The organism is Pseudoalteromonas sp. APM04, from assembly GCF_022809815.1.
Lineage (GTDB): Bacteria > Pseudomonadota > Gammaproteobacteria > Enterobacterales > Alteromonadaceae > Pseudoalteromonas > Pseudoalteromonas marina.
The window spans coordinates 2,481,320-2,506,332 of sequence record NZ_CP094441.1 but is presented as its reverse complement, the minus strand read 5'-3'; the positions used below and the strand labels follow the sequence as shown (position 1 = coordinate 2,506,332).

The following is a 25,013-nucleotide window of genomic DNA, read 5'->3' as shown; positions in this document are numbered from 1 at the left end:
TGTGTAAATTTTATAGGACGCTTGTGGCCAAGTTGTTTTGAGTCAATACAGTAGAAAATTTTTACGTTGTAAAAGTAAGCAGTTTTAGTGGCTGTTTTTTGATTAAGCTTATGAATTATAGTAATAAAAAAGAGAGTTTAAGTAGCTAAACTCTCTTTTTTGAAGTGGTATGAAATAGGGTTAAGTGTAATTAATTGTTTACATTTTTGGCGTGTTCACCAAAAAACTTGCTACGCTGTTGTAACCATAAGTTTGGTTTTATTTCAGGCGCAGCTTGGTAATGGCGTTCAATGGTTTGATTAAGTACGCGTGTTGCTTGCTCATAAGTGAGTTTTTGCTGCGCATTACCTAAGCTTTTTATTTCGTCGCGGCTCATTGCACGGCCGGCATAAAGCATGGCATTTAAGTAGCCAGGCTCGGTTTCAAAGTTGTCATCATTAAACAGCAGCACTGCGTCTTTGAGTGCCCAGCGGTTGTTTATTTCTCCATCTTCCTTTACACCCACTAGTTCGCCATCTATGTACACTTCAAATACGCCATTGGTAGGTGCAGTATAAAATACTAAAGCGACACGATGCCAAGAGTCTGGTTGTGTATTGCCAAAATAGCCGCTGTCGCTGGTTGATTTACCATAACCACCACTTGGGTCAATAAATATGTCGGCATCGTCGGTTAAGTAGTTAACGGTATCCGCTTGAACAACCGCACGGTAAATATCTTGGCCTTCTGCTGGCCAGTATAAATCCATTACAAGTGTGTAGTCTGAAACCATGCCATCAGCGGCATAATCGCCGTTAGCGGGTGTGTTTAAGTTAATATGTAGGCCTTCGGTTGGTGCATGCCTTGAAAATGCCATTACACCTGACGGCCCATCACTCAAATCACTAATGCCGAGTTCGGTAGTGGTTTTATATTGAGTTTCTTCTGGGCCCCAGTCTTTTTCTTCAGGATCGAAGTAACTGAGTACTGAAGGTCCAAAATCTGCTCTAAGTGGGCTTGCTGTATTATCAAAATTCCATACCGTTATGTTTTCTTCGTTTGTACATGAAAACAGTTGATTGTTGGTATCTAGGTATAAGCACTGGCTTGTTCTAAATCGGGCGTACTGATCTAGTAACCACCATGCTTCGGCAATGGGTTCTACGTTTGAAAATGTAACACCATTAAAAAATAATTCAGGGTTAAGCGCTGCGCCTTTAAATAAAGCGACATCATAATTGCTGGTTGCTTGAATGTTTTCGGGTGTGAGTAAAAACCAGTCAGGTTGGCTTGCATACATAGATGTTAAGTCTGTACCTGTTACTGTCACTTTATATATTGCGTTAAAACCGGGTGTATTTGAAGGCTGTCTTTCTACGTAAAATGCTTCGTGAAAATCTTCTTGTGTGAGCGTGCCGGGTGTCCAACGCTTTTGAACCAGTTCGGGGTTTAAAAGTGCAGCTGTGATTGAGCTTTCGTGTTGCGCGGCTAATGCTGTTATTTCAGCTAACTCAATTGCACTAGGGTAGTTTTCTGAAATAGCTATTTCGGTTTGTGCATCAGGCGCGTAACGGCCCATAATTTCATCTATGGCTTGCTTTGTCGGTTCATCACGTTCAGTGATGGTTTCAGTGGCAATCGTTTGATAGTTCTCAACAGGTGCTGTTTTATCAGCTAAATTAAACTCAAGTGTTAAGTCGGTTATCCCTTTTGCATAAAAGTCAGGTTGAATAACAATGGCGCCATTTTCTAGTGTATCAAAGCTTTCGCCGCCATGGGTATGGCCCCCTAATACTAAATCAATACCTGCAACCTCAGTTGCCATATCTGTATCTAGGCCTACTCCTAAATGGCTTAGCATTACCATGTAATCAACATCATCACGGTATTGGTCTACAATGCTTTGTGCAACTTGTTGCCACTCCCAGCTCATTTTAAATTGTTTTATAAAATCAGGAATTGGATCGTCTTGCTGTGGCTCATCTAATTCATTCCATGGCACCGACGTCATGCCAAATACACCTAAGGTGACACAGCCCACTTGCACTTTTGCAAAGCTCACAGCGGCAAAATCTTGAAGTTGCTCCCCTTCATAGCGAGTGTTACTTGCAAGCACAATCGCTTTATCATCTTGCGAATAGCTCAGTAGTTTTTCTGGTCCCCATGCATAGTCGTGGTTTCCCACAACACGAATGTCAAACTGCATCGCTTTAATGGCTTCTTCGGTTGCTGTACCTTGTGAAAGTTGCTCTGCTACCGTGCCTTTTTCATAATCGTCACCACCATTGGTAAATAGGGTGTGTGGTGTTTGGTTGGCGACTTGATTGTAATAGGCTTTAATACGGCTAAAGTATTGTTCCTCATACCCAAAACGAGCATGTAAGTCTGCTACATGAACAAAGCGTACCGATTGTGTTGTTGCGCTCGCTTCACATGTTGGACCAATATCGGCGAATGCTTCTTTACGCTGCATTTGAATTGCATAAGTGCCGACTTGATTCACTTGTGCACTGACATAATCATCGCTTACGGTTGAGTTAGTAATCGTTTCCCACCTATTTAGGCCTAACTGTCTGGCTATGAATAATTGCCCACCGAGTACATAGTCTTCAGGTATTTTTATTCTAATAGTAAAGGAGTCTGAAAATGAAATGTCAGGGTCGGGTATAAGGGTGTGTAAATCAGAGATAATGTTTAACTGTGCGTTGGCATCATCTAGTGTTGTTTTTTCGTAAGTGATTTCGCTATTTGATGAAGCTATATTTGCAGGGATAATTAATTCAAACCCGCCGTTATCTAGCGTTGAGTTTAACCCGTTAGCAGCAGTTAAAGGAAGTAGGGTTGGCTCGGGTTCAACAGGATCGTTTGGATTAACCGTTACTGCATCACTCGCACCACCGCATGCACTTAACATAAAGAGCAAAAATGGTATTGCAGCTATTTTTAATAACTTGTCCAATAACATATACAGCAGTCCTCGGGTGTCTAATTTAACAATTTATTAATGCATAATATCAGTTAAAAGTATGGGAGCATAGCTGTATAAAAATGCCCCCATAACAATTATGGGGGCATTTTTTATTTGTTACTACATTTAGAATATGCAGTAAATAATTATTAATACAAAAGGATTAACCGAATTAGGTCTCTAATCCTTGTTTTTCCCATATTTTCGCTTTAAAGCTCATAAGCACTAAAACAATACCTACACCAATGCTAAATAATGCAATTTGTAAGTATAGGGTAGGGATTTCTTGAACGTTATTAGGATCAAAGTTACCAGCAAGTAAACCTGCGATAATATTACCAATAGAGTAAGTTAAAACAAACACACCCATCATTTGACCCGTATAGCGACGCGGCGATAACTTGCTTACTGCACTTAATGCAACAGGGCTTAAACAAAGCTCACCCACTGTGTGTAAAAAGTACGTAGTAACCAACCAGTAAGGCGCTACTTTTAAGCCTTCTGCTGCATAATGTGCTGCCATAAACATGACTAAAAAGCCTGAGGCCATGATGATCAGGCCAAATGCACATTTTACGCTGTAAGTAGGCGATATCATTTTTTTAGATAGGTTTATCCAAAGCGCAGCAAAAAATGGCGATAAAACAATAATAAATAGTGAATTTAAAGATTGAAACCATGTAGTTGGAATTTCAAAAGTACCTATAAGTCGGTCGGTGTAATCGCGGGCAAATAGGTTTAATGAAGAACCTGCTTGCTCAAAACCAGACCAAAAACATGCAGAGGCAACACACACTAAAAATAGTGCCCACATTCTTTGTTTTTCTTCGCCTGTTAATTTACCTTTAAAATAAATAAGGCCAAAGTACACAAAGAATATAATAGTAAATGCAACAGCTGTATAACCGGCTACAACCGAAGGGTTTATAATGATAGCACCAGTCATAGCGGCTATGGTAACGCCCGCAACAACAGCCACAAATAATGCGATAGCACCCCATGTACGTGAAGTGCCTTTAGCGCTTAATGGATTAGCAGGTAAAGCGCTGTGCTCTGGTAAGTTATTAAGGGTAAGTTTGTATTGTACTAAACCAATGGCCATACCAACAGCTGCTGCACCAAATGCCCAGTGCCAACCTACGTTCTCCATAAAGTAACCACATACGTAGTAACCTATTAAAGAACCCATGTTAATACCCATGTAATAAATAGCGTAACCGCCATCACGACGCTCATCAGCATCGCTGTATAACTGGCCTACCATTGCACTGATATTTGGCTTGAGTAAGCCCGTACCTGTTGCAACAAAAATTAAACCAATAAAAAATGAATATTCATGTGGAACGGCCAAAATAATGTGGCCACACATAATGATAATACCACCGTACCAAACCGCTTTTTGGCCGCCAAATAACCTATCTGCTAACCAACCGCCAGGTAAGCCTAAAAAGTATACCGCACCTGTGTACAAACCATAAATTGCAGCCGCTGATGCAACCGTAAAGCCAAGGCCTTCTTGTTGTAAGCTTGCTGTCATGAATAATACGAGCATAGCTCGCATACCGTAATAACTCATTCGTTCCCACATTTCAGTGAAGAACAATGTCGAAAGTCCTTTAGGGTGGCCAAACCAGCCACTATCTGGAGCTGAACTCATATTTACTTCCTAACTTAAAGAATTGTTGTGATGGCCTTATAATTTTTTGCTTTAGCTAAGTTAGCCTGTTTATAAGGTTAAAGTGCTCGACCACCAGTATATTATTTGTATCTAAGATAATGATTTGCTGTATGGCTATAACACCACAAGGTAAGAGACACACCCTTATCCTAGCTACAATTGCGCACAAGTATACATATACCTCAAGGCGAGGGGAAGTACTGAGCGGTGTATCACCTTATGCTAAGTTAGAACTCAGCATAAGGGATAATAGGTGTACCCGGAAACTCAAGGGTCCCGTAGACAGGATTGAAGTAGTAACGGATATACAGTTGGCCAAAATTAGGTTCGTAAAAGTCAGAACGGTCAATAGCTAAATAACCACCAAAGAACCAATGTGGGGTTATTCTGTATTCAAAACTGCCTTCTAAATTGTACGATACGCCCGCACTGGTATCTGAATCAAAGGCAGGATCTACACCGGTTTCAAGTTGGCGAACAAAGGCTTCAGCTTGAAGGTCAGGATCATTAGGGAAAAAGTCGATGGCTTGCGTTTTAGTTTGTGAATACGACACGCCTGTTTTTACGCGGTATACAAAGTCATCACCCCATCGTGCATCGTAGGTCAAAGGAACCGATAACCCAATATAGTTCTGTGGGCTGTAGTAGCCGCCGTGGCCCCAGGTTTCTTCACTTAAATTAAATTTATAGGCCCAATGCAATAAACTTGCACCCACTGTAAATTCGCGGTCTTGATTACTTATCACACGATAATAGGTGCCGCCCATCAAGCGGTAGCGCTGGTTATCTTTTACGTTTTGACCTTTATATAATGTAAAGTCAGCACTAGACCAAAACCCCCAATTGCCGCCTAAATCATGAGAAACATTAGCGGTTAAACCAGTTGAGCGAACACCCCCCCAAATTTTACCAGTATTAACGTCTTCAAGACCAGCATAGGCGAGTACTGAGCTGGTTACTGGTCGTTTTTCTAACTCAAGGCTATAGCCAAAGTCACCAAAGTCGTCCGAATAGTTAACACCCCATACAATGTCTTCGATTAAAAAGCCCAGTGGTGTTGTACCAATATCTACGCGCCAGTTTTCGTTCTGCCAACCAATGCCAATATCAACGCCATCTTGCTCAGGACTTACTTCGTCAATACCACAGGTAAATATACACAAAGCGCCTTGACCGTATCGACTGCCAGCAAATTGCTCGTCAAATCGTGTTGTTTGCGCGCTAATACTTGTAGGATCTATTTTTACAAAGCCTTGCCCCTGCCAAAGCGGAAAGTACGCTTCAATAGGGACTAAACCAGCGCCCAATGTAGCCTCACTTTCAGTACTTACTTGTCCGCTAAAATTTACACCAACAGCAATGTAGGCTTGGTTTTTGTTTTGTTGGCTGAGTAGTTCTCGTTTGGCACCGTTTATATACCACTCGTCGTTTTCATTAATGCGCGAAAGTGATGCGTAGAGTTCTTTTTCATTTAGTTGACGATTAGGTGAAAGCGTTTGTGCGTACCACGTTTGTGCTTGCTCTGTTTCATTAAAATTAGCAGCAACTTGCGCGCCTAAATAACGAAGCTCTAAATCATTAGGTGCTTTTTGAATAAGTTGCTCGGCTAAGTAAAGGGCATCACCAGCGTAATTAAAATCGTTTAACGATTCCATAATTTGACGCTGAAAATAACTTTCTTGCGTTGTACTTTGTTCAATGGCGAGCTGTGTGACCTCTTTTGCTTGGAAATCATCCCCAAGTGCTCTATAGGCTTTGGATATTGCCATTAAAGCTTGAGGTTCAATTAACTGATTATTTTTTAGTTTTTGTTCGTATAAAATAATCGCTGATTGGTTTTGATCAAGTGCTAAGTTTGCATTTATTAGCGCAGTTGTTGTTGCTGATGAACTTGGGTATTTTTGATCAAGCTGATTTAGCTTCGCAATAAGATCACTGCCACTAAAATACTCAGAATAATAGGCATTTTGTAATTGCACAAACTGGTCTATTTCACCCTCAGAGGCATTTTCAGGAAGCCGATAACGATTGAACCAATCCGTAGTCTGAGCTTTATTACCCTGTGCTAAAAGCCATTCTCCATACAGCATATGCCAATAGGCTGATAATGAGGGGTCTTCAGCTAATGCGTCACGCATGAGTTTTAAAGCGTGGTTTTGTTCTTCTATGCTAAACCAGCTTCGTGCTAGCTCCGCTTTCATTGGTGGCGTTAAATTTTGTGCTTCTAACGCACTTAAGTGATAAATAGCAGCCGCTTTATTTTGAGAATTAATAAAACGTTCGCTTTGTGCTAAAGACTCATTAAGTTGTAACTGTTGTTCAAGAGATACAATGTCAGCATCGCGAGATTTAAATGGAATATACTGAAGCGTAGCAAGCGCACCTTGGTAATCGTCTAAAGCACGCAAAAACAGTGCATGGCTATACCTAAGCTGTGAATTTAGCGGAAATTGCCACAATACATTATTAAACAATGAGCGGGCTTTGTCGGTGAGTCCTTTTTGTTGATATATAAACGCTAAGTCGTAATATAACCAAGGCTCTTCTGGTGTTGCTTGAATAGCCTCTTTTAATATTTTTTCAGCCTCTTCTAATTCACCAGCTTCAGTTAGCTTTGTTGCCTTAGTTCTATACACGCTACTTAATGAGCTTAAATATGACGCTCTTAATATTTCTTTTTGTGAAAATGAAAGTCGATTAAAAAAAGAGGTGAGCGTTTTTTCACTTTGTTCAAGCTTTGCAATTTCAAGTAAGCCAAATAGGGCGCCTTCGTTTAACGGCTCGCTTTTAAGCACCACTTGGTAGGTAAGCGCAGCTTGTGAATATAGCCCTTGGGCAAATTGTAAGGTGCCACGATTTGCCAGTACGGTATTAGGTTCTTCTTCTAATGCGGCGGCTAAATCGAGTTTAAATTTGGCAACTCTAAATTCACTGCTGTCTATAGCGTCTCTTGCTTGGCGAATATACAGCCAAAACTTAGCTGTTTTAGCCATGCTTTTAAGGGTATTTCGCTCTGCAAAGTCGGCAGTGTATTTTTGTGCACGTGTAAAATAGTTATAGGCTTTACCATGCTCCCCTAATTGTAGGTAAAGTATGCCTAAGCTGTTCATTATTTCGCCGTCAGTAGGGCGGCCTTTTAATGCTTTTAATAGAAGAGGTTCTGCTGCATTTAACCTTTCTTGTTCGAGTAGCTTATTGCCTTTTAACCAAAGCTGATAAGCCGGGTCGGCTAATAATTTTTGGCGTGCTTTTAATTGCTTTTTAAAGTCTTGATACTGTAACTCTCCCTTATTACTAAACGGGTAAAGTATAAAGTATTGCTGAAATTGCTTGTCAGTATTACTGTTTATGGGCATGTTTTTTAGTGCAGAGAGCCAAATACCTTCAACTTCATCACTAAAACCCGATGTCGATCCATACTTACTTAAAATACGCATAGCTGCTTTATCGCGTGGGTTACGTCTTAGCAAATGTCTGGCATAAGCAACTTCTATAGTGCCTAGGTTGTCATAGCGTTTTAATAATTGCTTGTAACCATTTTTAACCCCTTGCCATTGAGCGCTGTCTTGTGCATACCAGCTTAAATGCTCAAGCTCAAAGTTTAAAGTAGGATAAACATCATTAAATATTTTATTGTAAATTTGACGTGCTTGTTCATATCTACCGGCACGAGCAAGCAGCTTTGCTTCTTGAATTACTGCCTTGTCTTTACCTTGAATACGAGACATAACCTTGAGTTTTTTTACGCAAGGTGTTTGTTGTGTTAGTTGGTTATCAAGCTTACTTAATAACAAGTTTGCCTGGTCTGTATTGCCATTGGTAAAGTCGTAATGTGCAAGCGCACATTGCGTTTCTATTCGCGTAGGGGCAATTGCAACCAATTTTTGCAGGCTATCTTCAACAAGTCTTTTGTTTTGTTGTGCTTCACCAATACTAATTTGGTTTAATAACCAATCAACCGATTGTGTATCAATATCATTTATTGTTGCGGCATTTAAATTAGTGCTTAGTGCCAATGTACAAGCTAAGGCCAACCTTAACGACATTCAGTGCTCCAAGTAGGTTGTAGCGTTCCATCAGCCGTTATTTTAAAGCGCTTGTTAACAGCACTTTCACCAAATAAATGCAATACACTGTCGTAATAACGTGTTTGTGTAAAAGACTTATCAATCATTAGCTTTTGCTGAATGGCCATTACCAGCTCATTATTAACTTGCTCTGCTAACAAAGGCAGCAGGGCAGCGTTAAAGCCCAAAGGCCCTCTTTTTTCAGATTTACCTGATTGAGCATACGTATTTAAAGGGACATGGCCGCGCTCTTCAATGGTGTCCACAAATGGTGCAAACTGAGCAAGAAGCTCTTGTTTGTAGGGTGCATCTTTTGCCATCATACTTGCCCAAAGGTAAACACGAATTGCATTATAACTACCTAAATCTGTATTTTTTCTGTCGTAGTAAAAACCGCGGTTTGAATCAAACATAACCCAATCAGGGCTAACGCCTTGCTGTGCGGTATCTAAAATTAACTTAGCTGATCCTTCGTGCAGTTGGTGCCACGGTGAATGTGGATAAAGCTTTTTAAATTGCTGGTAAATAAATAACGGCGAGTAGCTAGGATTTAGCTTATAGCGCTCATTGTCAAACTCAAAACCGGCAGGTGCGGGTAGTAAAGAAAGGCCAAGGCCCGTTATGTAGGCGGTTTCTTCTCTGATTATACGTTGAGCAAGCACTGCGGCTAAAATACTATAGCGGCGTTCATCCCATAAAATTGCCGCTTGCGATAAACTGTAGGCAATCCATAGGTCTGAATCTGACGCAGGGTTTGAATCTAAAATCCCCCCTACGCGGTTTTTATCTAGTCCCCATTTCCATGCTGGTAAACGCGTACTTAAATCGCCCTCTGATAAATGCTCTTGGGTCCAATTTAAAACAGAATCAAAAGCGGCTTTATCGTTGGCAATAAGCGCAAAAAATAGTGCATATGATTGGCCTTCAGAGGTTGTGATACTTTGATCACTGCCCAAGTCAATAACGCGGCCGTCTTGGCTTATAAAATGATTTTTAAACACTTGCCACGACTGCCAAGGTTCGCACTGTTCAACTTGTGCGTTGGCATTGAAAGCAAATAGTGCCATCACAGTAAAAAACATATTAACGAGTGATTTCATTATTCGTCTCCTTCAGCTAAACGCTTGTAAGTTAGTGCTTGTAATAATCGCCATAAGATAAATGAGATCAGCAATAGCGTTAAAATAGACAGTAATGCCAAAATAAATGGATGATCAGATAAGTGAAACCACACTAATGTATGGACTGGGATATGGCCTACAAAGTATTGCTCATCTACTTGGATGGTTTTAATACCCTGTGAGTTGATAATGGCTGCACTACCTTTTATTTGGGCTAATTTTTCTGAGTTCATTAGAACATCGTCAAGTATAGTGAATGCATTTTGCGTAGTAGCACTAAAAGAGACGATAGAGCGATCAGAGTCAAACGGTGATTGAAACCCTGTTATAACAGCCATATCGCCACTACTTTTAATACTAACCTCTACTTTATCGGTCGTTTGTTCGTCGTATGCACCATTATAAATTGCCTGTTTAATTGCACGCTGATTATTGTTCAGTAAAACATTTGTTTGTGCATCTTCATCTAAGTCATTAGCAATACTGTTAGGTTTAGCAATAACGAGTATGTCTTTATCATCTAAATCAGCGTCCTCATTTAAATGAGCAACACTCATTCTGTGGGTTGGGTAACCGGTGATCGCGCCAAAGTGGCCCGTTAAATTAAATAAAACGGTTAAAGCATTAGGTGTTGGGTTTTCATCAATAAGCACAAGTGTTTGTTGTAAATCAGCATATTTGGTAAAAGGAAAGCCACTATTAGCAAATACGTTCAGATCTGGTAATGCGATATAGTGATCAAATTCACTTACGTCAATGCTTGAATCGCCATCAATAACACCAAACTCACCGCCAGGAGGTGCAACAGCACATTCGCCTTTTTTGAGTACACCAAACCTAAAGTCAAAGTTAAGCTCATTTCTGTTAGCTAAATTAATGCCATTGACAGAAAAGCCTTCTGTGCTTTGTGTGGTGTCGGTATTGGCAACTAGTGGCAACAACGCTTGCGTTGTTTGTAATAGATCGTTGTTTTTATCGAGTAAAAAGCCACTTATAAACTCTTGGTTTATTAGCATATTTAAACGAGAGTCGATGGCTTCTGATTCTGGCGTGCTACGGTACTGAAGAGTAATAGGTATTCCTCTTTCACGCCACGTGAATAGATCAGGTGCAAAGCGAATGTTTAGTTTTACTGGACCATTATTAAGGCCTTGCGCCTGTAGTTGCGTAGGGTAGTCAATAAGCTCGTCAAAATGCACTGGACGATCGCTTCTAAGCCAGCGTGGTGCATCATACGCTTTTCGAAGTGGCAACTGATTTATGGCTTCAATACTTGCGCTTCTTCCAGTCATTACTTTGTGGCCAAACGCAAGGCCAGTCACCGCTGTTTTTAAATCAGCTTCATCACGGCCCAGTATGAGTAACATTTTATAGTAACGATTAAATGGGTTTGAAATAATTTCAATCGTTGGTTTTTCAACATCTGGGTAATCTTTCAAAAAATCAGGTTTTGAATCATTAGTAATAAAAACCACACTGTGTTGATCAGGCGATTTATTTAACGTTACGGGAAAATTAAATCCACGCCAATCAGCTTGGGCTCCAAACCAACTCGATAGCGTTGCTGCTGCCTCAATAGCTTGGGTATTGGGTGTTTTAGCAAATACAAATGGAAGGTTAAGCTTGTTGTAATCCTTTTCATCAAAAAACGGCTCTGGGAGGTATTCTAAACGGCTATCGATAGCGAGTTGCTTTTGATCGAGCGTTATGTTGCTTGATTTATTTATTTCTGTCCAAATGGTGCGGCTGAAATAATCTTGACATCTAAGGTCGTAATAACCAACCAATTCAAAGCGGACTTGGTTGTAATCTTGAATGTATTTAGCGTTAAGATCTAGGCTATGCTGCACTGTGTTCTTTACAATACTAAGTTGTTCGTTAATAGGTAAAACAGTGACTAAATTATCATTAAAGTATACTTTTAAGTGCGAAACATTCGCGATTAATGAAGGCGAGTTAGTATACGAAAAGTTAAGCTTTAAATTGGTGCTCAATTTATCTATTCGGTTTGTAAAGTCAACGCGGGAGTTATTATTTACCCCGTTGAGCCTAAAACCTGTAAAGCCTAACGCTTCAAACTCTAAGCGTAAACTCGACACCTGAGCGCTCTCAGGGTATCCATTAATGAACATTGATTTATTTTGTAATGGCTCAATTGCATGCGCAAAGTAAGCGCAACAAATAAGCGACAATGTTAGGGATATATTAAGCAACTTTTTAATCATAATTATTATGCACTATTGGTCTTTTTGGAGTAAATGAGTTTACGTATACAACTAAATTAGTCATAAACTGAATGATAGGTTGAAGCACTCTTGGTGCGTGGAAGAGCAAGTTACTAAACCCTCTGAGGCTTGTTTTTTGCACTTCTTTAAAACTGTAAGATGGGCGGTCATGTCTAAAGTTATTTTGCCAGTCAAGCCACGCATCAGCTCGTGAAAATGTACATTGTATAAACGCGCGCTGTTTTTCAAGAGATAAATCTTTAATGGTTAAGCCAATTTGATTACCCCGAGTATTACAAACATGGGTAGTAAACGAAAATTGCTTATTACCGCGGCTCATTAATAATTCTATTTTATCGTTTACACGACAAGCATGTGCATGGTCGGTTTCTATTCCTACGCCGTTATCGGAGTAATCTGTAATTTTTACTTTTAATGTGTGGCCATTTGCTAAACGAACTCCCGCTGGGAAGTTTGCTTTAATGCGGTGTGAATGCCTCACTTGGCGTGCTTCTGCTGCCACGGCAACCGCAGCACCCAAAATGATAATATTATAAAGCGCCCACCCCATACTAATCAGCAGTACACCAACTTGCGTAGGGTCGCCAAAAAACAGGCGCAAAATACCAACTAACATACCGACTAAATTAATAGCGAGTAAAACCAAATATGGCTTAGAAATACCCCAGTCATAATGCTCTTTATCGTTTAATCCACCTTTTTCGGTAACGTTAAATTTACCTTTGTTTGGATTAAACAAAGCAACTGTTGTTGGCTTTAATATGTACCAAGCAAGCACAGATTCGTAAACTTCGCCCCAGAACGAATAGCGATACTTACCTTGTATTCGTGAGTTAGTTGCTTTTATTTGAATAAGTGTAGGTACAACGTAGATAAAAATAGCTAAAAATGGCGCGTAAATAATGTATGCATTAAAGTATATGAGTGCCAGTGGCGCGGTTAAAAATACAATGCGCGGAATACCTGATAGAAAATGCAGCATAGCGTTTAAGTAGCAAAGTCGCTGAGGGATGTTCAAGCCTTTGCCTAACAGCGGGTTATCGAGCCTAAATATTTGCGCCATGCCCCGTGCCCAACGAATTCGCTGGCCAATATGAGCCGATAAACTATCAGTGGCAAGGCCAGCAGCTTGAGGAATATTTATATAGGCAGTTTTATAACCTGCGCGTTGCATTCGTAGTGCAGTATGGGCATCTTCGGTGACGGTTTCAAAAGCAAAGCCACCTATTTCATCAAGCGCTTCTCTTTTGAGTACCGCACACGAACCACAAAAAAACGTAGCATCCCACATATCGTTCCCGTCTTGAATAAGCCCGTAAAACAACATGTTTTCATTTGGAATTTGACTGTGGTTATTTAAGTTTCTCTCAAATGGGTCTGCTGAGAAAAAATGATGTGGTGTTTGTACTAAACACACTTTACTGTCTTTTAAAAACTGTCCCATGGTCATTTGCAAAAACGAACGAGCAGGTACGTGGTCGCAATCAAAAATGGCAATATAGTCACCATCTGTGTAGCGCATAGCACTATTCATATTTCCGGCTTTTGCATGGTTATTATCTGGTCTTGTTAAATAACCCGCACCCACTTGTTTAGCAAATTCACCAAACTCAGGACGTTTACCATCATCTAAAATATAGACTTTCAGCTTATCTGCTGGCCAATCTATGCTTAATGCGGCAAGGGTAGTCGGCCTTACAACACTTAAAGGTTCATTGTAAGTAGGAATGTAAATATCTACCGTTGGCCATAAGTCAGTATTTTTTGGCAACATGACCGGTTTTCTTTCAAGTGGGTTAATAGTTTGAAAAAAACCTAAAATAAGTACCATCCATGCGTATGTTTCTGCTAGTAACAAGCCAGCACCTAATGTAAGTGCTAAAGGGTCATCCCAATTAAGTGTTTCAGTGTATCGCCACCACAAGTATCGAGAAGATGTAGTGACAGATAAGGTGATCATTACAATCGTGGCCATATGGCCTTTTACGCGTTTGAGCGCGTAAGCAACCAGTAAAATAAAGCTAATAAACACTGCTTGCGCTTCAAGGCTAAAGGGAATGGTAACAAATATGGCAAGCAAGAATAACATCAGTGCAACAACGATGTATTTAATAAGTTTGTTCTGCCAAATACGAGCGTCTGCCATTGTTTTAAAAGCACTTTTTTTAGGCTTGTTGTTTTTGGAAAAAAGGCGCCTTATTAATCGGCCTAATTTAAGGTCGTACCAACGAAGTTGCCTTAGGCTGTAACTGACCCCGTCATAAAAATAATTTACAGCATGCTTTTTTATGGACACTGATTTTTTTCTGGGTTTATGAACAGCAAAAAGCAAAAATATGCTCTGAATAACAAAGCGTATAATATTGGAATAGATATAAGTTCTGTATGGTAACCTTAAATGTGGATAATAGTTATATAACGCTAACTCAAAGTTTTCTTTGTTCTTTTTTATATTTACAAATAATGAACCGAACAAAGTTATAAAGGGCATTAAAAATGCTTCAATTACATTAACCTTGTGCTGGTTAAAGTAACTATGAAATTTAAATAAAATGTAACGCACAAGCTTATCAGTGAATAATATACTCAATAGAATATACAATGTGCTGTGTATGGGCCTTTTGTAAAAAAGAGTAAAGCTCATCGTCAGTTAGCCGCCTTACTTACAAGCCAACCAGCCAGTGTTTCAAAGTCATCGTTCGCTACACTGTATGGTGCGCAATTAAGGGCTACATTACGATTAGCTGTGGCCTCTTTAATAACTTCATCACTGTTAATAAAAAACGGCGCCATAAATGGCAATGTAGATTGCCAAAGAGAAAATAGATCAAATTCTAACACTGAGGCTGCGTTGTAACGATTAACAACAAAAAAGTGTTTCCAAGTTGACTCTACTGACTTAAGAGTTTGAAGGCGCTTGTATATGAGGCTATGACAAATTGCATCGCAAGTGACTAGCTCAATAACAATATCGTTTTCTTCTAACGGGTAGTGAGAAATATTAATGTGTGAAGGGCAGTCGAATATTATCCAAGCAGATTCTTTATAATCCAGATTTTTGCAATTGTTAATTGTGGTTATAATTTCATCTAACGTTGATTCATTATCGCCATGGGGTAAAAAAAGAACGCCATCGCTGTCTTTACGAAAATGTAATAATGCATCGTCAAAAGTACTCTCGTTGCTCCAACCTTTTGTGGCTGTCCATTTAAGTCCAAAGTGCAAACCAAGGTCACTTTTAACATCTAGGTCTATGGCAACCACATCAACATCAGATTTTTTCAAAACGCACGCTAAGTTTGCAACAACTGATGTGCTACCTATGCCGCCTTTGATACCTTTAATAAAAATCCTTTGCAATGGAGTTTACCTTTTTTATTTTTTTTCTCTAGATGTTTTTAATGCGTCATCAATTTCTTTCAATAGCGCATACTTGTTAATTGTTTTTTGATTTTTTTGTGTATTCATAATTTCTATATAGTCGTCACTTTTCCCACCAAAACGGCGAGCTAGGTTTTCTATGTCACTTGATGTGAGTATTTGTGAGCTTTTTGTAGCTAAATTATTCATTACAACCTTTGTAAGCGTAATATTTATTTTTATTAAAAGTGGACAATATTTGGCTATTATATATAGAATAGCAGGCAAAACTAGTAAAAAAGTATTTTTTTTGAGGGCTTTTTAAGTGCATAACTTTAACATAACGGGTTTAGAGCCGGCTGCAAAAGAGTTAAAATCGGCTTCAAGTTATGCTGTTTTAGCCCCTTTAGATAATTTTGTAATTGAATTTGCTTTACATGCAATTAACCAAAATTGCGCAAACGATATTTACATTGTTTCTCAAGACGTTGAATCTTTCTTTGAGTCGTCATTTTCTGCAGCAATTAATACTGCGTACAAACGTAGTAAAGTTCATCCATTTTCTCTCTCATCTGAGACACAGCATTACTCAATAGAGCGAATAAACAAAGGTATAATTAAAGAGATAGGCGCGTATAAAAAATTAAAAAATGCGCTAGTGTTTATCCACTTCAACACAGAGCTACTTAGTGCAGCAACCGAAGCTAGCACAAAAACAATAATGAACGATTACAGTGAGTTTGCAAAAAAAACAGGGGTTACCTTATTATTTTTGCTATCTGGTCCAGAAGTAACACACTATCGATTTTTAATAAGGCAGCTTAATAAATCTTTTGATGGTTTAATTTTTGTAGATAATGATTCCGCTACCCGCGTTTTAGAGTACGATTATTGGCACCACACTACGGGTGTATTTGCTGATATGCAGTTTCAACTGTCGCTTGAAGATAATCAGTTTTTGGTACAAGAGGGAACTGTAAACGATCTAAAAGTATTCAATGGCTCGCATTTTCCAGATGAGGACGATGTTTGGTTAGTACAAAGCGCTGTGCCAATCGGTACAAAATTGCCTACGCATTATTATACCGCAAAAGACAATAATGAGCTGTTTGACAAAGGCCCCAAATTAAAAGCGGCAACATTGGTGTTTGCTGTTACGCGTTACACAGATTTAGCACTGCTTGGTAAACAGTGCTTTGAACTGAGGAAAAGCTGCGGTCGTTGGTTAAAATTGGTAGTACAAAATGTTGATGGCGTTATTCGCCATCAAGATGAATGTTTATTTTTAACTTTAGGCGTTAACCTTATTTTGTATAGCTTTTCTGAACCTTCGCGATTATTATCTCAAATTCAATCTATTCAAGGGTTTCAATTTTCTAGACCGTTACCGCCATCTGTCGAGCACGTTCTGAAATATACTGAAAATACGTTTTCTAAAGGCTATTTACCTTTTGATGAATTTACGCGCCAAGTGGAGGTTCATAGTGACTCGGCTGTTAATCTTGGGGTTAGCGGCGTGTTGGTTAAGCTTGAGTTACTACCCCGCATAGAGCCCATTCACCCTTTACACTTGTTTCATATTAAGCGTGAAGGGGATGTATTTAGCCTTGCAGATAACACCGTGTATTTGTACTTGCATGCGTGTAGAGAGAACGACGTAAATAATGCAATTAAGCATTTATTCAAGCTACAAACGAGTGACTTTTTTGTGCAGCAAAATGTTATTTCAGATCATTTTCATATACAGCAAGAATGTAAGCAATTAAGGCGGCTTTATAGCGGTAAACAGGTTACTGATTATTCTAAACAGTTAACAGAGAATGATAGCTATAAGTTTGAACCCGGTGTGTCAAAAGGGATTACTGAGTCGTTAGACACACCTGAGTTTACAAATGATGCGCGCCCCGATGCTGTGTCATTTGTAATGAGATTAAAGGCTTAACCAATGAGTATTAATCAGCTTTTTATTACTGTTATTTTGGCAATTATAGTCGGTATTGTGCTTTGTATGTCGGCAACTCAAATATTGGCCAGAGTAAAAACATATTATTACAAGCTTACTTTTAAACACGAAGTACTTGAACCTTATACACCGAATAAAAAAAAGAAGGATGAGCAGTGAAATTATCAGGTTTAGGAGCGTGGAATCTTTATTTCTTAGCTAAATTTGCCTTGTTTTATTACGGCGCAATTGATTTTAATGTATTAACCAATGCAGCCCTTGCAGCACTTTTAGCAATCAAATTTAAAAAAGCGATTATTGAAAAGTTAAAACATGTACTTGGTGGTATTTTTGCGATTGTCATACTTTACCAAGACTCTTGGTTGCCCCCAATAAATAGGCTGACAAAGCAAGCTGGTAATGTTCAAGATTTCAGCTTTGGTTATTTTTTTGAACTTTTAGCACGTGTAATCAGTGTAGATATGCTATTGGCATTATTCGTTATTACCGTGTGTTTTTGGTATACATCTCAGTGGTTACGTTTTACAACAATAACAATTGTTGGGCTGCTTTTGATAGGATGGCAAGGAGAGGGTGAACAATCAGGCACAGTAGTAAATGCCTACTCTACAAATACAACAATTAGAAATAAGCCTACAAATCAAGCACAAGTCATTACGCGCGAAAGCCAAACACCTGATCAAAAATTGTCAGACTTTTATCAACAACAAAGCCATTTAATTAGCCATTTTCCTTCGCAAGTTAATGGCGAACTGTTCGATGTCATCGTTTTAAATATTTGTTCAATGGCGATTGATGACTTGAACGCTATTGGCGTTAGTGTTGAAGATATGTTTAATGATTTTGATGTGGTGTTTTCAGATTTTAACTCAGCAACATCATACAGTGGGCCTGCAGCTATCAGACTTTTACGCGCAAGCTGTGGGCAAACAAGCCAAACGGCTTTATTCAGTGATGCACCAGAGCAATGTTATTTATTTAAAAACTTAGAAAAATTAGGGTATCAAAGCAGCGTTGTGATGAACCACGATGGCCACTTCGATGACTTTAAAGGCTTGGTTAATCGCTTTGGTGGCCTAAACGATAAACCACTTAATATTGATTCACTTCCAGTAGCGCAATACGGCTTTGACGACAGTCCTATTTATTCTGACGGTGCAGTGCTAGATAGTTGGCTTAAAAATGAAGCGCAAGATTGTGAGCCGTGTGCAATGTATTACAACACAACAAGCCTTCACGATGGTAACCAGTTGGCTAATAAAAAACGCATGAATAGCCTTGAAAGTTACCCAATCAGGCACGCTAATTTATTATCTGATATTAATCGTTTTATTCAAAACCTTGAAAAGCGCGGCCGTAATGTCATGTTAATGGTAGTACCCGAACATGGTGCAGCATTAAAAGGTGACAAGGTACAGTTTGCTGGCCTTCGTGAAATACCAAGCCCTACTATTGTATCTGTACCAGCTGCTATTAAATTTATTGGCCCAGACGTTAAAAGCTACTCGCAAATTATGATTAACGAATCGACTAGTTACTTTGCCTTATCTGAAATTGTTGCAAAAACACTTGAGACAAATGTTTTTGGGGGTAATAACAGCATTGCCAATTTAGTTGAAAACTTGCCAAAAGCACCAAAAGTTGCTGAAAATGCGGGCACAATCATGATGTATGTTAATAAACGACCTTACATACAACTTGATGGCGAAGAATGGTCTGCTTACCCTCAAGGTTAAAAGTAATTTAGCTATGCAGCAGGCTAGCTCTGCTGTATAGCGTGTTTATGTTGTTATTCTTATGTGTTAATTAAAACGCAGACTTGTCCAAAAATGTTTACAATAAGCTACCTTATCAAAGCGACTTAGCGTATTATTCGGCTAATTTAGTTTTTCCTGCTTTGAGGATGTATGCGTCTAGATATTCACTGTGCTGATCGGATCGGTATAGCCCAAGAAATCCTTAATATTTTAGTTAACTACAGTGTTGATTTAAAAGGCATTGAGGTCGATTCTGTCAATTGCCGTATGTATGTGAGCTTTCCAGAAATAGAGTTTGAGCAGTTTCAAAAAATCATGCCTTCTATCCGTCTGATTGATGGTGTGCATGATGTGCGCACTACCGCATTTCTCCCTTCTGAGCGAGAGCATAACGAATTAAATACCTTGTTACGTGCATTACCTGATGGTGTTATTTCTATTGATGCTAAGGGCTGGGTTCGTTTATGCAACGATGCTGCCTGTAAAGACCTGCAGTTAAGTGAAAAAGAGGTTATTGGCGCTAACATAAATAACCTACTAAAGGGCTTTAACTTTACGCGTTGGTTAGAGGGCAAGGAAGTGTTAGGCCAAACCACTCGGGTTGAAGTAGCTGGCGAAGACTTTATTGCAGATATTTTACCAATTGCCGTGCCACAAGGCAGTGAAGGCGATGTTTTAGCTGGTGCGGTTATTAACATTAAGTCGCAAAGTCGTTTAGGTCAGCAAGTTAGTGCATTTAGACGCTACGGACAAGAAAGCTTTGCCACCATTCATAACTTTAGTACTGCTATGCGCCGTGTTGTGCGTGAAGCACGAAAAATGGCACAGTTAGAAGCACCCATACTCATCACGGGTGAAACAGGCACAGGTAAAGAGTTACTTGCGCGAGCGTGTCATTATGCGTCAAACCGTTCTGTTAAGCCGTTTATTGCGCTTTCGTGCGCGTCGTTACCTGATGATGTAGCGGAGTCTGAACTTTTTGGTTATGCAGGCTACGAAGAAAATGCAGCGCCTAAACGTGGTGTACTCGAGCAAGCCGATGGCGGTACCGTATTTTTAGATGAAGTGGGTGAAATGTCGACCCAGCTACAAACTAAACTTTTGCGCTTTTTACAAGACGGAACGTTTAGAAAAGTAGGCGATGAGAACGAAGTAAAGGTTAATGTTCGTATTGTAGCCGCTACTCAAAAAGACTTGCCCGCAATGGTACAAGAAGGTGTGTTTAGAGAGGACCTATACTACCGAATTAATGTATTAACTCTCGAAATTGCTCCATTACGAGATCGCAAAGCCGATGTGGGTCCTCTGGCAGAGCATTTTATCCAAAAATATGCCCAGCAAAATGGCCATGCTATCCCGTTATTATCACAAGAGTGTTTGAGTTTTTTACAAGAATATCCGTGGCCTGGTAATGTTCGCCAACTTGAAAATGCTATTTACCGCGCAGTCTCATTGTTAGATGATAGCGAGTTACGTTTAGAGCATTTACAACTACCTACGTTTACACATGAGTTAGGGTATTTGGAGTCAGACTTTGAAGGCTCGCTTGATCAAGCTGTGAAGCGTTTTGAGGCAACGTTGCTGCGTAAACTTTACCCTGCTTACCCAAGCTCAAGGCAACTAGCCAAACGCTTAGGGCTTAGTCATACCGCAGTGGCAAATAAGTTGCGTGACTACGGTATAAACAGAAAAACCGTTAAAGTTTAGATGACTCTAAAATTAAAACAGGGGACTAGCTTTTAGTCCCCATGTTTTTTGTAACACCATCAATAGCAATCGTTTCTATACCGTCTTCATTAAAGTTAATAACAATACTGGCATTGTTGCGCGTAAAAAAGTAACTACGGTTGTTAAGCTCGATTACATAGTCGCCTTTTACTCGGTCGCTAAACTTTTGTTTTTTTAGTGACACAGTATGCTCACCAATTTGCCAATTAAACCCTTCAATAAAACCATTGTTAAACTCTTGAACCCATACCTGGCTTTCATCTTTTGATAGTGTAATTGCAACTGAGTATGAACTTGGAATACTTTGCATATTGTAGCTTTTAGCGCCAATTTTAAATTGTTCAGCTTTTTGTTGCCAAGCAAAACCAAAGTCAAATTCTTTTTGTATACCCGTTGAGTAGGTAATAGTGCCTTTGCCGGGTAATGAAAAGTCAGCGAGTGCTGAATAGCTTGGTACGAGTAATCCAATAAACGTAATTATATGTAGTAGAGGTTTCATAAGCATTTTATTTTTATATATATGAGTAATAAAGAGTAAGGGAGAACATACGTCTTAGCAAGTGCTTGTGATACACTCAGTAAAATTTTGCTGGTAAGACCTTTGTTGTGAACTTATATATTCGACTCCTATTATTATTTTTTAAAATTAAGCGTAATAAACACTATCAAGATTTACTCGATACGGTAGATATTGATTACAAAGCACTTCCTACAGATTGTGATATTAATTTACATTTAACTAATTCGCGCTATTTGGCCATGATGGACTTGTCGCGTACGTGGATGACTGAGCGAGTAGGTTTGCTAAAACAAATAATGAAACGACGTTGGTTTCCTATTGTTAATGCAACAGCTATTACTTACATTCGTGATATCAAACCCATGCAAAAATACACTATTAGCACTAAGTTAGTGGGCTGGGATCATAAGTATTTTTACATTGAGCAGAAATTTCATTCTGATCGTGGTTTGCATGCGATTGCGTACGTACGTGGCGTATTTAAAAGCAAAAAAGGTGTTATAAGTATTGAAGAGATGCTTGAAGTGGCTGGCTTTGAAGGTAAAACTCCTATTTTACCCAGCGAAGTAATGCACTGGAAAGAAATGCTTGAACAGAAAAAAATGACTAATTTACCAAAGTAAATGAAAAAGGCGCTTTGCGCCTTTTTCAATTTTAAGCTTTTATATTTAGCTTACCTTGAAAGTCCTGCCACCCTGGTGGGAACTGCCCACGTAATACATACGAAAACGCAATCAGTTCTGCAATCACAAAATAAAGCTCTTTTGGAATTTCTTCACCTAATTCGAGGTGCGATAAGGTTTTAGCTAAATCGGGATCTTCGTGGATCATGATCCCTTTTTGTTTTGCTGCAGCGATTATTTCTTCCGCCAACTCCCCAAACCCCTTAACACTCACTGAAGGCGTGCTTCCTGCTTCGTATAAAAGGCCAATTGCCGACTTGCTCTTAGGGGAATCACTCATAGCTACACCTTAATATTAATAATTGCATGGGATTTATAAAAAGCAGCATGGGTTGCCTCCCCTCGTTTTAGGTTTAGTTCAGCAACTTGTAAGCCGTGTTTAGCCAGTTTTGAGCGCAGGTTATCAAGGTGAGGGTGGGCAATAGCACTCACTTCTTGGCTTGATGCTAATAATTGGCAATCGAGCGATTTGTCCATTAGCTCGGCGGTAATTTGTAGTTGACCGAGATCAGCATAATCAAAATTTAATCTAACAAACCAGACATTTTTAGGCTCTAGCTTATCGGCCGATGGTTTTTTATATTGCCCTAGTGTTATTTCTGTTTGTGCCGCTTCTGGGGGTAATTTCATCGGAAGTAAAAACTGTGCCAGCGGGTTACTTTCGGGTTGCTGACTAGGTGTTGAAACACTTACCTGTGTGAGCGTGTTTTTAACCTGAGTAAGCTCTCCAGCAAGCGCTTGCACTTGTGATTGCTGAAGTTGCTCTAGTATTTTTGAACTTGCTTTGCCAGCTTTAAACGTAGGCATAAGCACCTGTAGTAATGCATCAATGCCTGTTTTTGAGTCAAAGGTAATTGGGGCTACAGATTGGTTAATAATAGGTGCCGCCAAAATACTAACCGCTAGCTGCTCAAGCCCTTTGGTAAAGCTACTTTGCAGGGTGTCATGCGTGAGGCTGTGAGGCTGCAGCGTCGCTAATATCTCTCTTTGCACGGCAGCCGGGCTAACGTTGCTGCTTGATACCATACGATTAAAAGCTTGATTAACCAGCGCATTGAGGTCAGGTGTTTGCTTAGTCGCTTTAACTTGAATATCGGCTATTTGACTGCTCAATGAAATTTTTTCTTCAGTGAGTTTGTGAGTTGAATCATGCGATGGTGGCAGCTTTAAAAGCGGCGTTAATATTTTAGCTTCAATAGGTTGCAGCATTTGGCTTGGTGAGGCAATAGTCGTTGTGTTACTAAATTCTGCATTAAATAAGGTGTTACTTGCTGGTATAGAGGCTACAGCATGTGTTTGTTGGGTTGCTGGGCTATTGGCTTTTAGGATAGGGAGTGTAGCCAGTTTGTTATCTGCATTAGCTTGTTGAGCGTGGCTAAGCCCCACCTTTGTAACAGGAAGAGAATTTAACTCTTTAATTGTCGTTTGTTTTTGTAGGTCGTTACTCAAGGTGGATTGAACTTGCACTGTTTGGTTTTTTAATACTCGCTCTGTATTTTTGATTGCGGGTTCTGCCTTTATTTGAGTGCTTAATAGTGCGCCTGATTGTGTACCTACCTCTGTTTTACTGTGGGCTGAGGCTTTTTCGATTGGTGGCTGCTTATTTTCTGGTGTATTTGTCGTATTAGCATTGGGTATAGGCAAATGACTACTGATAACTTTGGCACTAGGAGGCTGCCAAATAGCAACATTTGCTTTTATTAGCTGTGTTAACTGCACAATAGGGGGCAATTGAGAGAAGTGCTTAGGTAAAATATTAACAAGTTCAGTACTTGGCTTTTGCGCGCTATTAGCAACTTGTATACCTGCATTTTCAATTAAGTTAATTCTACTTGTTAGTGAGGACGGGGCGATAAACTGTTTTTGTAAAGTGAGTGATGGTGCTATTTGATTTTTATTTTCGTTTGCAAACGATTTGTTTTCAAAATAATTTACTGCATCATTGATTCGTGTTTTAAAATCACTAAAACTAGTTTGCAGCCAAGACTTTATAGGACTATGAGTACTCACCAGCGGGCTTGCTTTAACGGTGTTATTGAACTGCGCTGGCGCGGTTTGTAAATTAGCGTGTTGCGCAGTAAGTAATTCATTAAAAGGTTTAGTAAAAGAGTTACTCAGCATCACTTTTACGCTTTGAGCTTGTGTTGTTATTACAAGCTTATCGGCTTGATTTGCAACAGTCACTTTCACAGGCGAGTTAGGCAGTTCAGCAAGCTGCGTGTTTGATACTTGCGTGGTGAAAGAGCCTGATTTTTGCGGATGCGTTAAAATGGCTAATTTAGGCGTTGCCTGTAGTTGTGCATTGGGTAACAAGCTTGCTAGCATTTTAACCAGCTTTGTTTGGCTTAACGGCTGGGTGTGAACGGTATCAGCAAAGCGGTTAATAACATCAATTTGTGCGCCTTTACTGTTGGTACTTATGGCTAGTTTTAAAGGTTGCTCTGTGCTGAGTAGCTGAGCAACCTCTTTATTTATGGCAATACTAGCATTGAGCTTATCAATAATTAGCTTTGGTGCAGGCGCTAAAGCAAGCTGAACTGAAAGTGGCTTGCTTTCAACCTCTGCACCGGTACTAATAAAATTTAATAAGCGTTGTAATTGGGCAGGCTGGTTAAGTTTAATTGTTGCTACATTTGGCAAAATAGATAGCTGCTTTCCGTCTGCGCTAAGTTGTATGCGCGCGCTAGCAATTTTATCTAAAGATTGAGGGGCATTGCTTGTGCCTAGTCTGAGCGTTTGCCATTGCTTATTAACCAGCACTTCTAGCGTGATAGAGTCTTTTGAAAATTGAATGTTTTTAGCCGCAAGTACTTCACTTGGTAATTGTGGTAACTCATTGGTTTGGTTATTAGTTGATGAATTGATAACCAATGAATTGGGTAATGTTATTTGCGTTGGCGTATTCATTATTTTAAATCAAGTTTTCTCTATTTTAAGTGAATC

16 protein-coding genes are annotated in these 25,013 nt (G+C 39.5%); 5 read left to right on the top strand and 11 right to left on the bottom strand.

Annotation, left to right across the window (positions count from 1 at the left end; all coding sequences use genetic code 11):
- Positions 1–190: 190 nt before the first annotated feature.
- The 8 genes from MTP24_RS11585 to bcsR form a co-directional block, all read right to left on the bottom strand.
- The gene (locus tag MTP24_RS11585) at positions 191–2,944 is read right to left on the bottom strand and encodes a metallophosphoesterase (protein WP_243531292.1); all 2,754 of its coding nucleotides are present in this window, start codon (positions 2,942–2,944) and stop codon (positions 191–193) included.
- 175 nt (positions 2,945–3,119) lie between these two features.
- Positions 3,120–4,604, bottom strand: coding sequence for a peptide MFS transporter (locus MTP24_RS11580; protein ID WP_243531290.1), 1,485 nt, complete (start codon positions 4,602–4,604; stop codon positions 3,120–3,122).
- Positions 4,605–4,852: 248 nt separating this feature from the next.
- A complete protein-coding gene (locus MTP24_RS11575; protein ID WP_243531288.1) occupies positions 4,853–8,671 on the bottom strand; it encodes a cellulose synthase subunit BcsC-related outer membrane protein in 3,819 nt (1,272 codons plus the stop codon).
- Positions 8,662–9,792, bottom strand: a complete 1,131-nt coding sequence (bcsZ, locus tag MTP24_RS11570) for a cellulose synthase complex periplasmic endoglucanase BcsZ (RefSeq protein WP_243531286.1) — start codon at positions 9,790–9,792, stop codon at positions 8,662–8,664. Before bcsZ ends, MTP24_RS11575 begins: the two co-directional genes overlap by 10 nt.
- Positions 9,792–12,038 carry a cellulose biosynthesis cyclic di-GMP-binding regulatory protein BcsB gene (gene bcsB, locus MTP24_RS11565; protein ID WP_243531284.1) on the bottom strand — a complete coding sequence of 749 codons (2,247 nt, stop codon included), beginning with the start codon at positions 12,036–12,038 and terminating at the stop codon, positions 9,792–9,794. The genes bcsZ and bcsB overlap by 1 nt, the downstream gene beginning before the upstream one ends.
- Positions 12,031–14,703: a UDP-forming cellulose synthase catalytic subunit gene (bcsA, locus tag MTP24_RS11560; protein WP_243531282.1), complete on the bottom strand. Its 2,673-nt coding sequence runs from the start codon at positions 14,701–14,703 to the stop codon at positions 12,031–12,033. The genes bcsB and bcsA overlap by 8 nt, the downstream gene beginning before the upstream one ends.
- Before the next feature lie 2 nt (positions 14,704–14,705).
- On the bottom strand, positions 14,706–15,419 hold the full coding sequence (bcsQ, locus tag MTP24_RS11555) for a cellulose biosynthesis protein BcsQ (protein WP_008127570.1): 714 nt from the start codon (positions 15,417–15,419) through the stop codon (positions 14,706–14,708).
- A 15-nt stretch (positions 15,420–15,434) separates the two neighbouring features.
- Entirely contained in the window at positions 15,435–15,629 is a 195-nt protein-coding gene (bcsR, locus tag MTP24_RS11550) for a BcsR/BcsP family cellulose biosynthesis protein (RefSeq protein WP_243531280.1), read from the bottom strand.
- 115 nt (positions 15,630–15,744) lie between these two features.
- On the opposite strand from bcsR, the gene bcsE reads away from it, so the two are divergent.
- From bcsE to tyrR, 4 genes are all read left to right on the top strand, one after another.
- Positions 15,745–17,361, top strand: coding sequence for a cellulose biosynthesis protein BcsE (bcsE, locus tag MTP24_RS11545; RefSeq protein WP_243531278.1), 1,617 nt, complete (start codon positions 15,745–15,747; stop codon positions 17,359–17,361).
- Positions 17,362–17,364: 3 nt separating this feature from the next.
- Positions 17,365–17,541 (top strand): hypothetical protein, encoded by a 177-nt coding sequence (locus MTP24_RS11540; RefSeq protein ID WP_006791404.1) that lies wholly within the window; start codon positions 17,365–17,367, stop codon positions 17,539–17,541.
- Complete coding sequence (bcsG, locus tag MTP24_RS11535) at positions 17,538–19,118, top strand: cellulose biosynthesis protein BcsG (RefSeq protein ID WP_243531276.1); 1,581 nt, start codon at positions 17,538–17,540, stop codon at positions 19,116–19,118. The genes MTP24_RS11540 and bcsG overlap by 4 nt, the downstream gene beginning before the upstream one ends.
- Positions 19,119–19,289: 171 nt before the next feature.
- The gene (gene tyrR / locus MTP24_RS11530; RefSeq protein ID WP_006791402.1) at positions 19,290–20,846 is read left to right on the top strand and encodes a transcriptional regulator TyrR; all 1,557 of its coding nucleotides are present in this window, start codon (positions 19,290–19,292) and stop codon (positions 20,844–20,846) included.
- A 25-nt stretch (positions 20,847–20,871) separates the two neighbouring features.
- On the opposite strand, the gene MTP24_RS11525 is transcribed toward tyrR, so the two are convergent.
- Positions 20,872–21,366, bottom strand: a complete 495-nt coding sequence (locus MTP24_RS11525; protein WP_008127581.1) for a hypothetical protein — start codon at positions 21,364–21,366, stop codon at positions 20,872–20,874.
- A gap of 107 nt (positions 21,367–21,473) precedes the next feature.
- On the opposite strand from MTP24_RS11525, the gene MTP24_RS11520 reads away from it, so the two are divergent.
- Positions 21,474–22,010, top strand: coding sequence for a thioesterase family protein (locus MTP24_RS11520; protein ID WP_006791400.1), 537 nt, complete (start codon positions 21,474–21,476; stop codon positions 22,008–22,010).
- 31 nt (positions 22,011–22,041) lie between these two features.
- Here the strand turns inward: MTP24_RS11520 and MTP24_RS11515 are convergent, their stop codons facing one another.
- Positions 22,042–22,350 carry an EscU/YscU/HrcU family type III secretion system export apparatus switch protein gene (locus MTP24_RS11515; protein WP_008127583.1) on the bottom strand — a complete coding sequence of 103 codons (309 nt, stop codon included), beginning with the start codon at positions 22,348–22,350 and terminating at the stop codon, positions 22,042–22,044.
- A gap of 2 nt (positions 22,351–22,352) precedes the next feature.
- Entirely contained in the window at positions 22,353–24,977 is a 2,625-nt protein-coding gene (locus MTP24_RS11510; RefSeq protein ID WP_243531274.1) for a flagellar hook-length control protein FliK, read from the bottom strand.
- Between the last annotated feature and the right edge of the window lie 36 nt (positions 24,978–25,013).

Excerpts from the sequence above, each read along its gene's own strand:
- MTP24_RS11510 (WP_243531274.1), bottom strand. The coding sequence starts at position 24,977 with ATGAATACGCCAACGCAAATAACATTACCCAATTCATTGGTTATCAAT.
- MTP24_RS11515 (WP_008127583.1), bottom strand. The coding sequence starts at position 22,350 with ATGAGTGATTCCCCTAAGAGCAAGTCGGCAATTGGCCTTTTATACGAA.
- bcsB (WP_243531284.1), bottom strand. The coding sequence starts at position 12,038 with ATGATTAAAAAGTTGCTTAATATATCCCTAACATTGTCGCTTATTTGT.
- MTP24_RS11585 (WP_243531292.1), bottom strand. The coding sequence starts at position 2,944 with ATGTTATTGGACAAGTTATTAAAAATAGCTGCAATACCATTTTTGCTC.
- MTP24_RS11540 (WP_006791404.1), top strand. The coding sequence starts at position 17,365 with ATGAGTATTAATCAGCTTTTTATTACTGTTATTTTGGCAATTATAGTC.
- MTP24_RS11575 (WP_243531288.1), bottom strand. The coding sequence starts at position 8,671 with ATGTCGTTAAGGTTGGCCTTAGCTTGTACATTGGCACTAAGCACTAAT.
- bcsZ (WP_243531286.1), bottom strand. The coding sequence starts at position 9,792 with ATGAAATCACTCGTTAATATGTTTTTTACTGTGATGGCACTATTTGCT.
- bcsA (WP_243531282.1), bottom strand. The coding sequence starts at position 14,703 with ATGAGCTTTACTCTTTTTTACAAAAGGCCCATACACAGCACATTGTAT.
- bcsR (WP_243531280.1), bottom strand. The coding sequence starts at position 15,629 with ATGAATAATTTAGCTACAAAAAGCTCACAAATACTCACATCAAGTGAC.
- MTP24_RS11525 (WP_008127581.1), bottom strand. The coding sequence starts at position 21,366 with ATGAAACCTCTACTACATATAATTACGTTTATTGGATTACTCGTACCA.
- tyrR (WP_006791402.1), top strand. The coding sequence starts at position 19,290 with ATGCGTCTAGATATTCACTGTGCTGATCGGATCGGTATAGCCCAAGAA.
- MTP24_RS11580 (WP_243531290.1), bottom strand. The coding sequence starts at position 4,604 with ATGAGTTCAGCTCCAGATAGTGGCTGGTTTGGCCACCCTAAAGGACTT.